The sequence below is a fragment of the Streptomyces sp. WAC 04229 genome, assembly GCF_003947455.1.
Lineage (GTDB): Bacteria > Actinomycetota > Actinomycetes > Streptomycetales > Streptomycetaceae > Streptomyces.
In genome coordinates, this window is sequence record NZ_QHJH01000245.1 from 1 (window position 1) to 9408 (window position 9408).

Annotated in this window: 8 protein-coding genes; 7 read left to right on the forward strand and 1 reads right to left on the reverse strand. The window is 71.5% G+C overall.

Going from position 1 to position 9408, the window contains the following annotated elements; genetic code table 11:
- Positions 1 to 175: 175 nt before the first annotated feature.
- The 7 genes from DMH12_RS34835 to DMH12_RS34865 all read left to right on the forward strand — a co-directional run bounded on the left by DMH12_RS34835 (position 176) and on the right by DMH12_RS34865 (position 8954).
- The gene (locus DMH12_RS34835; RefSeq protein WP_125495330.1) at positions 176 to 1018 is read left to right on the forward strand and encodes a nitrilase-related carbon-nitrogen hydrolase; all 843 of its coding nucleotides are present in this window, start codon (positions 176 to 178) and stop codon (positions 1016 to 1018) included.
- Positions 1015 to 2298: an aspartate aminotransferase family protein gene (locus tag DMH12_RS34840; RefSeq protein ID WP_125495331.1), complete on the forward strand. Its 1284-nt coding sequence runs from the start codon at positions 1015 to 1017 to the stop codon at positions 2296 to 2298. The genes DMH12_RS34835 and DMH12_RS34840 overlap by 4 nt, the downstream gene beginning before the upstream one ends.
- 31 nt (positions 2299 to 2329) lie before the next feature.
- Positions 2330 to 3946, forward strand: a complete 1617-nt coding sequence (locus DMH12_RS34845) for a PucR family transcriptional regulator (protein WP_125495332.1) — start codon at positions 2330 to 2332, stop codon at positions 3944 to 3946.
- A gap of 126 nt (positions 3947 to 4072) precedes the next feature.
- Entirely contained in the window at positions 4073 to 4915 is an 843-nt protein-coding gene (locus tag DMH12_RS34850; protein ID WP_125495333.1) for a nitrilase-related carbon-nitrogen hydrolase, read from the forward strand.
- Positions 4916 to 4954: 39 nt separating this feature from the next.
- The gene (gene hydA / locus DMH12_RS34855) at positions 4955 to 6358 is read left to right on the forward strand and encodes a dihydropyrimidinase (protein WP_125495334.1); all 1404 of its coding nucleotides are present in this window, start codon (positions 4955 to 4957) and stop codon (positions 6356 to 6358) included.
- Positions 6359 to 6369: 11 nt separating this feature from the next.
- Positions 6370 to 7392, forward strand: a complete 1023-nt coding sequence (locus tag DMH12_RS34860) for a TIGR03842 family LLM class F420-dependent oxidoreductase (protein ID WP_125495335.1) — start codon at positions 6370 to 6372, stop codon at positions 7390 to 7392.
- Between the two features lie 41 nt (positions 7393 to 7433).
- Positions 7434 to 8954, forward strand: coding sequence for an NCS1 family nucleobase:cation symporter-1 (locus tag DMH12_RS34865; RefSeq protein WP_125495336.1), 1521 nt, complete (start codon positions 7434 to 7436; stop codon positions 8952 to 8954).
- Between the two features lie 34 nt (positions 8955 to 8988).
- Here DMH12_RS34865 and DMH12_RS34870 read toward each other — a convergent pair.
- Positions 8989 to 9408: CAP domain-containing protein (locus DMH12_RS34870; protein ID WP_148107577.1), on the reverse strand; the 420-nt coding region annotated here is incomplete at its 5' end.

Below are 9408 nucleotides of genomic sequence, written 5' to 3' on the forward strand. Positions count from 1 at the left end.
GACGCCCGTGCCGGCCCGAGGCACCCGCACTCACCCACAGGAGTGCGAAAAGCGATCGACACCGCGCCGTGGCGACGATGGTCTTGGCAAGCCCGTCCGGCCAGGCTTACGTTCGTCCCTCTACGGCCCGCTCTACGGGCGTAGAGGCTCTGACGTCGCGTCGAAGGAGCAGCTCATGGCCAACGTCGTACGTGCCGCTCTCGTTCAGGCCACCTGGACCGGCGACACCGAGTCCATGGTGGCGAAACACGAGGAGCACGCCCGCGAGGCGGCCCGGCGGGGAGCCAAGGTCATCGGCTTCCAGGAAGTCTTCAACGCCCCCTACTTCTGCCAGGTCCAGGACCCCGAGCACTACCGCTGGGCCGAGCCGGTGCCCGACGGCCCGACCACCCGCCGCATGCAGGAACTCGCCCGCGAGACCGGCATGGTGATCGTCGTCCCCGTCTTCGAGGTGGAGCAGTCCGGCTTCTACTACAACACCGCCGCCGTGATCGACGCCGACGGCACCGTCCTCGGGACGTACCGCAAGCATCACATCCCGCAGGTCAAGGGATTCTGGGAGAAGTTCTACTTCCGACCCGGCAACCTCGGCTGGCCCGTCTTCGACACCGCTGTCGGCAGGATCGGCGTCTACATCTGCTACGACCGGCACTTCCCGGAGGGCTGGCGCCAACTCGGCCTCGGCGGCGCCCAGCTCGTCTACAACCCCTCCGCCACCCACCGCGGGCTCTCCGCCCACCTGTGGCAGCTCGAACAGCCCGCGGCGGCCGTCGCCAACGAGTACTTCGTCGCCGCGATCAACCGGGTCGGCCAGGAGGAGTACGGGGACAACGACTTCTACGGGACGTCGTACTTCGTCGACCCGCGCGGGCAGTTCGTCGGCGAGCGCGCCAGCGACACCAAGGAGGAACTCGTCGTCCGCGACCTGGACTTCGACCTCATCGACGAGGTGCGGCGGCAGTGGGCCTTCTACCGCGACCGCCGCCCCGACGCCTACGAAGGGCTGGTGCGGCCGTGACCAAGGACCTGTTCGGCCGCCACCGGGCCGTGCTGCCCGAATGGCTCGCCCTGTACTACCAGGACCCGCTGGAGATCACGCACGGCGAGGGCCGGCACGTCTGGGACGCCGCCGGCAACAAGTACCTCGACTTCTTCGGCGGCATCCTCACCACGATGACCGCGCACGCCCTGCCCGAGGTGACCAAGGCGGTCAGCGAGCAGGCCGGACGGATCATCCACTCCTCGACCCTCTACCTCAACCGGCCCATGGTCGAACTCGCCGAGCGCGTCGCCCACGTGTCCGGCATCCCGGACGCCCGCGTCTTCTTCACCACCTCCGGCACCGAGGCGAACGACACCGCCCTGCTGCTCGCCACCACCCACCGGCGCAGCAACACCATCCTGGCCATGCGCAACAGCTACCACGGCCGCTCCTTCAGCTCCGTCGGCATCACCGGCAACCGCAGCTGGTCCCCGACCTCGCTGTCCCCGCTCCAGACGCTCTACGTCCACGGCGGCGTCCGCACCCGCGGCCCCTACGCGCACCTGGACGACCGGGACTTCATCGCGGCCTGCGTCGACGACCTCACGGACCTCCTCGGCCACACCCGCGCCCCCGCCGCGCTGATCGCCGAGCCCATCCAGGGCGTCGGCGGCTTCACCTCCCCGCCGGACGGCCTGTACGCGGCCTTCCGCGAGGTGCTGCACGAGCGGGACGTCCTCTGGATCGCCGACGAGGTGCAGACCGGCTGGGGCCGCACCGGCGACCACTTCTGGGGCTGGCAGGCACACGCGCAGAGCGGCCCGCCGGACATCGTCACCTTCGCCAAGGGCATCGGCAACGGCATGTCCGTCGGCGGTGTCGTCGCCCGCGCCGAGATCATGAACTGCCTGGACGCCAACAGCATCTCCACCTTCGGCGGCACCCAGGTCACCATGGCGGCCGGCCTCGCCAACCTCGCGTACCTGCTGGAGCACGACCTCCAGGGCAACGCCCGGCGCGTCGGCGGACTGCTCCTCGAACGGCTGCGGGCGGTCGCCGCCCAGGTGCCGCACGTACGGGAGGTCCGCGGGCGCGGCCTGATGCTGGGCATCGAGCTGACCAGGCCCGGCACCGACGAGGCGGCGCCCGACGCGGCGGCCACCGTGCTGGAGGAGGCCCGCGCGGGCGGGCTGCTCATCGGCAAGGGCGGCGGCCACAACACCAGCGCCCTGCGCGTCGCGCCGCCGATGACCCTCACCGTCGCGGAGGCCGAGGAGGGCGCGGCGATCCTCGAACGCGCCCTGCGGAGCATCTGACAGCAGCGTCCCGAGCAGAGGAACCGCCGCCATGACCTCCACCCCGGACACACCCGTCACCCCGGAGCAGCAGCCCTGGGAACCCGCCCTGTCGGTCCGCCAGGTCCTCGGCCTGGAGCGGGTGCTGGCCGGACAGCCCGAGGTGGTGGCCGGCGCGCACCGGCTCGACCGGCCGGTGCGCTGGGTGCACGTGGCCGAGGCCGCCGACGTCGGCGTGATGCTCAGCGGCGGCGAGATGGTCCTCACCACCGGGGTGCTGCTCGCCGGTGACGAGGACAAGCAGGGCGAGTACATCCGCTCCCTGGACCGGGCGGAGGCGGCGGCCGTCGTGCTCGGCCTCGGCCGCGCCTTCCCCGCTCCGCCGGACGTGATGCGGCGGGCGGCTGAGCGGTGCGGGCTGCCCATGGTCGTCCTGCACCGGCCGTTCCCCTTCGCCGAACTGACCGAGGAGGTGCAGTCCCGGCTGCTGCGGCGCAAGTTCGCCGCCGTCAGCCTCTCCGAGGCCGTCCGCACCGAACTGACCGGCCTGATCACCGCAGGCGCGCCCGTGCAGCGCCTGCTCGACGAGGTCGCCCGGCACGGGGGCTGTCCGGTCGTCGTCACCAACCTCGCCCACCGCGTCCTCGCCACGGCGGGGGAGCGGCCCGCGGTCGACGACGTGCTCCGGGACTGGGAGCGCATCGCCCGCCAGGCCGGGGCCGGCACCGCCGACGGCTGGATCCGCGCCGACCTGACCTGCCGGGGGGAGCGCTGGGGCCGACTGGTGCTGTGCGGCTACCGCGGCGACCGGGCCGCGGGACGGCTGCTGGCCGAGCGCGCCGCCGAGGCGCTCGTCCTGCACCGCATGCTCGGCGGCGACGGCACGCACACCGGCGGCCCCGGTGGCTCCTGGAACTCCTGGGAGGAGCAGTCCGCCCGGAGTCTGCTCACCGACCTGGTCAGCGGCGCCGTACCGGCGCGGCAGCTGCTGCCCCGGGCGCGCGCCGCCGGGCTGCCGGTCAACCGCCGGGTCTTCGTCCCGCTCGTCGTCCGCGAGCACGACACCGCGCGTCTCGACCGGGTGCTGCGGCTGCTGGGCCTGTCCGGGATCGCCGCCGGGCTCGCCGACGACCGGGTCGCCGTCCTGCTCAGCCTCGCCCCCGACCAGGACGCCAAGGCGCTGACCGCGCACTTCGCGGCCCGGCTGCGGTCGGAACCGGACGCCGCGCACACCGTCGTCGCGGCGGCCGACGCCCGCACCGACTGGGCCGGCGTACCGGCCGGCCTGCGCGAGGCCCGGCACGTCGCCGACGCCGTGGCCGACTCCCCGGCCGCCCTCGACCTGCCGCCCGTGGTGCGCCTGCGCGACGTCCACCTGCGCGGCCTGGTCCGGCTGCTGCGCGACGACCCGCACGTCCAGTCCTTCGCCGAGCGGGAACTGAACGGACTGCTGCGGAGCCCCGACGAGGACCTGCTGGGCGTGCTGCGCACCTACCTCGCCACCGGCCGCAACAAGTCCCGCACCGCCCAGCTCCACCACGTCTCCCGGCCCGCCCTCTACCGCAGGCTGGAGGCGATACAGGGCCGCCTCGGCGTCGACCTCGACGACTTCGAACAGGCCGCCTCCGTCCACATCGCGCTCCTCGCCCACGACGCACAGCAGGGGTGACACCGTGCAATGCCCGACCCCCGCAGACGTGACACCGTGCCAATCGAACCGGCCGTCCGCGCTCCCTAGGCTCGCTCCACACCGAGCGCCACACCCAGCGCCACACCGAGCGAGTGGAGGCCGAAGATGAGCCGAGTGATCCGTGCCGCGCTCTTCCAGACCGCCTGGACGGGCGACAAGGAGTCGATGATCCAGGTCCACGAGCAGGCGGTCCGCGACGCCGCCGCGCAAGGGGCACAAGTGCTGTGCTTCCAGGAGCTGTTCTACGGCCCGTACTTCTGCCAGGTCCAGGACCCCGAGTTCTACGCCTACGCCGAGCGCATCCCCGACGGCCCGATCGTCGAGCGCTTCCAGCGGCTCGCCCGTGAACACGGCATCGTCCTGGTGCTGCCGATGTACGAGGAGGAGCAGCCGGGCGTCCTCTACAACACCGCCGCCGTGCTCGACGCCGACGGCTCCTACCTCGGCAAGTACCGCAAGACCCACATCCCGCAGGTGCGGGGCTTCTGGGAGAAGTTCTACTTCCGCCCCGGCAACTCCGGCTGGCCGGTCTTCGACACCGCCGTCGGCAAGGTCGGCGTGTACATCTGCTACGACCGGCACTTCCCGGAGGGCTGGCGGGCGCTGGGTCTCGAGGGCGCCGAGGTGGTCTTCAACCCGTCGGCCACCTCGCGCGGCCTCTCCGGCTACCTGTGGCAGCTGGAGCAGCCGGCGGCGGCCGTCGCCAACGAGTACTTCGTGGGGGCCATCAACCGCGTCGGCGTCGAGGAGTACGGCGACAACGACTTCTACGGCACCTCCTACTTCGTCGACCCCGAGGCCCGGTTCGTCGGCGAGGTCGCGAGCGACAAGGAGACCGAACTCGTCGTGCGCGACCTCGACCTGGCCAAGCTGCGCGAGGTCCGCGACCGCTGGCAGTTCTACCGGGACCGCGCGCCGGGCGCGTACTCCCCGCTGACCGCGCCCTGACCGACCGGGCCCGGACCGCCCCTGACAGGAGGGAACAGCATGAGCAGCCGTACCGTCATCCGCGGCGGCCTCGTCATCACCGCGTCCGACGAGATCCACGCCGACGTCCTGATCGAGGACGGCCGGGTCGCCGCCCTCGCCGCGACCGGCACCCCGGCCGCCGCCTCCTTCACGGCCGAGCGTGTTCTCGACGCCACCGGCAAGTACGTCATCCCGGGCGGCGTCGACGGCCACACCCACATGGAGATGCCCTTCGGCGGGACCTACGCGGCCGACACCTTCGAGACCGGCACCAGGGCCGCCGCCTGGGGCGGTACGACCACCATCGTCGACTTCGCCATCCAGAGCGTCGGCCACTCCCTGCGCGAGGGCCTCGACGCCTGGCACGCGAAGGCCGAGGGCAACTGCGCGATCGACTACGGCTTCCACATGATCGTCTCCGACGTGAACCAGGAGACGCTCAAGGAGATGGACCTGCTGGTCGAGGAGGGGGTCACCTCCTTCAAGCAGTTCATGGCCTATCCCGGCGTCTTCTACTCCGACGACGGCCAGATCCTGCGGGCCATGCAGCGCGCCGCCGGGAACGGCGGGCTGATCATGATGCACGCCGAGAACGGCATCGCGATCGACGTCCTGGTCGAACAGGCCCTCGCCCGCGGCGAGACCGACCCGCGCTTCCACGGCGAGGTCCGCAAGGCCCTCCTGGAGGCCGAGGCCACCCACCGCGCGATCAGACTCGCCCAGGTCGCCGGCGCGCCCCTCTACGTCGTGCACGTCTCCGCGACCGAGGCGGTCGCCGAGCTGACCCGGGCCCGCGACGAGGGCCTGAACGTCTTCGGCGAGACCTGCCCGCAGTACCTGTTCCTGTCCACCGACAACCTCGCGGAGCCCGACTTCGAGGGCGCCAAGTACGTGTGCAGCACCCCGCTGCGCCCGCGCGAGCACCAGGCGGCGCTGTGGCGGGGCCTGAGGACCAACGACCTCCAGGTGGTGTCGACCGACCACTGCCCCTTCTGCTTCAGCGGCCAGAAGGAGTTGGGCCGCGGCGACTTCTCCAAGATCCCCAACGGGATGCCGGGCGTCGAGAACCGCATGGACCTGCTCCACCAGGCCGTCGTCGACGGGCACATCGGCCGCCGCCGCTGGATCGAGATCGCCTGCGCCTCCCCGGCCCGCATGTTCGGCCTGTACCCGAAGAAGGGCACCATCGCGCCCGGCGCCGACGCCGACATCGTCATCTACGACCCGCACGCCGAGCAGGTCATCTCCGCCGAGACCCACCACATGAACGTCGACTACTCGGCGTACGAGGGCAGGCGCGTCACCGGCCGCGTGGAGACCGTGCTCTCGCGCGGCGAACTCGTCGTCACCGAGCGGGAGTACACCGGACACAAGGGCCACGGCGCGTACGTCCCGCGCTCCACCTGTCAGTACCTCAGCTAGGAGCCCAGCCCATGGACTTCGGACTCGTCCTGCAGACCGACCCGCCGGCCTCCCGCGTCGTCAGCCTGATGCAGCGGGCCGAGCGCAACGGCTTCAGCCACGGCTGGACCTTCGACTCCGCCGTGCTCTGGCAGGAGCCGTTCGTCATCTACAGCCAGATCCTGGCCAACACCACGCGCCTCAAGGTCGGCCCGATGGTCACCAACCCCGGCACCCGCACCTGGGAGGTGACCGCCTCCACCTTCGCCACCCTCAACGACATGTTCGGCAACCGCACCGTCTGCGGCATCGGCCGCGGCGACTCCGCGATGCGGGTGGCCGGCCGCAAGCCCAACACCCTCGCCCGCATCAGCGAGGCCATGAGGGTCATCCGGGCCCTGGGCCGGGGCGAGGAGGCCGACCTCGGCGGCGGAACCGCGGTCAGGTTCCCGTGGATCAAGCCGGGCGCAGAGGTGCCGGTGTGGATGGCGGCGTACGGACCCAAGGCCCTGAAGATGACGGGGGAGGAGGCGGACGGCTTCATCCTCCAGCTCGCCGACCTCTACCTCACCGAGTACATGGTCAAGGCCGTCAAGGACGCCGCCGCGGCCGCCGGCCGGGACCCGGACGAGGTGACGATCTGCGTCGCCGCCCCCGCCTACGTCACCGCCGACGACGCGCCCGGGACGCTCGCCCACGCACGCGAGCAGTGCCGCTGGTTCGGCGGCATGGTCGGCAACCACGTCGCCGACCTGGTCGGCAAGTACGGCGAGCACTCCGCCGCCGTCCCCGACGAACTCACCGACTACATCAAGTCCCGCGAGGGCTACGACTACGCCCACCACGGACGCAGCGGCAACCCGGACACGCAGTTCGTGCCGGACGAGATCGTCGACCGGTTCTGCCTGATCGGGCCGGTCGAGCAGCACATCGAGAAGCTCCGGGCCCTGCGCGCCCTCGGCGTCGACCAGTTCGCCGTGTACGACATGCACGACGCGCAGGAAGCGACGATCGACGCGTACGGCGCGGAGATCATCCCGGCACTCCACCGCTGACCGGAACCCGTTCCGGAACCCTCCGCCGAAGGGTCACGCCCATGACCGCGACCGTCCCGCCCACGCCGTCCGACAGTCCCATACCCGAGCAGGCGGGACGCGTCGAGCTCCCGCCCGGCACCGTCCTCACCGACAACCGCTTCGTCAACGACGACCTGCTGCCCGTGCCGCTGGCCCGCCGCCGCTGGACGACGTACAACTTCGCGGCCCTGTGGGTGGGGATGGCGCACAACATCCCCTCCTGGCTCCTCGCCTCCGGTCTCGTCGCGCTCGGCATGGACTGGAAACAGGCCGTGTTCACCATCGCGCTCGCCAACGTCATCGTGCTCGCGCCGATGCTGCTGACCGGGCACGCCGGGCCCAAGTACGGCATCCCGTTCCCGGTGCTGGCGCGTGCCTCGTTCGGGCTGCGCGGCGCCAACCTGCCGGCGCTGATCAGGGCCGGGGTGGCGTGCGCCTGGTTCGGCATCCAGACCTGGATCGGCGGCCAGGGGATCTTCGTCCTGCTCGGCAAGTTGTTCGGCGGCTGGGCCGAGGCGTCGGAGGTCGGCGGCCAGCCCTGGACGCTCTGGGTGTGCTTCGTCCTGTTCTGGGCCCTCGAACTGGCCATCATCTACCGGGGGATGGAGGCGCTGCGCCGGTTCGAGAACTGGGCCGCGCCGTTCGTCATCGTCGGCGCGCTGGTGCTGCTGGCCTGGATCGCGAACAAGGCCGGGGGCCTCGGGCCGCTCCTCGACCAGCCGTCGCGCCTGGGCTGGGGCGCGGACTTCTGGCCGGTGTTCTTCCCGTCCCTCATGGGCATGATCGCCTTCTGGTCCACCCTGAGTCTGAACATTCCCGACTTCACCCGCTTCGGCGCGGGTCAGCGCGCCCAGGTCTGGGGCCAGACGCTCGGACTGCCCACGACCATGACGCTGTTCGCGCTGCTGTCCGTGTTCGTCACCTCCGGCTCGCAGGCGGTGTACGGGGCCGCGGTGTGGGACCCGGTCGCGCTCGCCGCCCGGACCGACAACGTCTTCGGACTGCTCTTCGCCCTGGTGACGGTGCTGGTCGCCACCATCTCGGTGAACATCGCGGCGAACGTCGTCTCGCCGGCGTACGACCTGGCCAACCTGGCGCCGCGGCTGATCAACTTCCGCACCGGTGCCCTGGTCACGGGCGTCGTCGGCGTGCTGATCATGCCGTGGAAGCTCACCGAGACACCCGAGCTGTACATCTTCACCTGGCTCGGCCTGGTCGGCGGGCTGCTCGGCACCGTCGCCGGCATCCTCATCGCCGACTACTGGCTGATCCGCCGCACCGTGCTGGACCTGCCCGCCCTGTACACACCCGGCGGGCGCTACTGGTACACCTCCGGCTGGAACCTGCGCGCCGTCGCCGCCTTCGTGGTCGGCGGGGTGCTCGCGGTGGGCGGCTCCCACTCGGCCCCGGGCAAGGGACCCTTCCCCGAGGACGGGCTGATCCCCTTCCTCAAGCCCCTCGCGGACTACGGCTGGGCGGTGGGGCTGGGGGCGTCGCTCGTCGTGTACGTCGGGCTGACGGCGGGCCGCAGGCGTAGCTGAGCGCCTGCGGCCGCGTTCGCCCGTCCCGGCCCGCCTAGCGGGCCGTGCCGAAGTCCTGGGTCCAGTAGGAGCCGGGCTGCGCGAGGCCGACGCCGATCTCCTTGAAGTCGCAGTTGAGGATGTTCTCCTTGTGGCCGGGGCTGGACATCCAGCCCGCCATCACCTTTTCGGGCGTTTCGTAGCCGTACGCGACGTTCTCGCCGTAAGTGCTCCAGTTGTACCCGGCGTTGGTGATGCGGTCGTCCGGCGACGATCCGTTCGAGCCGGAGTGCGACATGGTGCCGGTGGCCGCCATGTCCTCGCTGTGTGCCTGCGCGGCCTTGGTCAGGGCGGCGTTCACCGTCACCGGGGAGCAGCCGGCCTTGCTCCGCTCGGCGTTGACGAGTTCCACGACCTTGGCGACGTCACTGGAGGCCGGGGTGGTGGCCGGCGGGGTGCTCGGGGACGCGGGGGC

Excerpts from the sequence above, each read along its gene's own strand:
- DMH12_RS34865 (WP_125495336.1), top strand. The coding sequence starts at position 7,434 with ATGACCGCGACCGTCCCGCCCACGCCGTCCGACAGTCCCATACCCGAG.
- DMH12_RS34850 (WP_125495333.1), top strand. The coding sequence starts at position 4,073 with ATGAGCCGAGTGATCCGTGCCGCGCTCTTCCAGACCGCCTGGACGGGC.
- DMH12_RS34845 (WP_125495332.1), top strand. The coding sequence starts at position 2,330 with ATGACCTCCACCCCGGACACACCCGTCACCCCGGAGCAGCAGCCCTGG.
- DMH12_RS34860 (WP_125495335.1), top strand. The coding sequence starts at position 6,370 with ATGGACTTCGGACTCGTCCTGCAGACCGACCCGCCGGCCTCCCGCGTC.
- DMH12_RS34835 (WP_125495330.1), top strand. The coding sequence starts at position 176 with ATGGCCAACGTCGTACGTGCCGCTCTCGTTCAGGCCACCTGGACCGGC.
- hydA (WP_125495334.1), top strand. The coding sequence starts at position 4,955 with ATGAGCAGCCGTACCGTCATCCGCGGCGGCCTCGTCATCACCGCGTCC.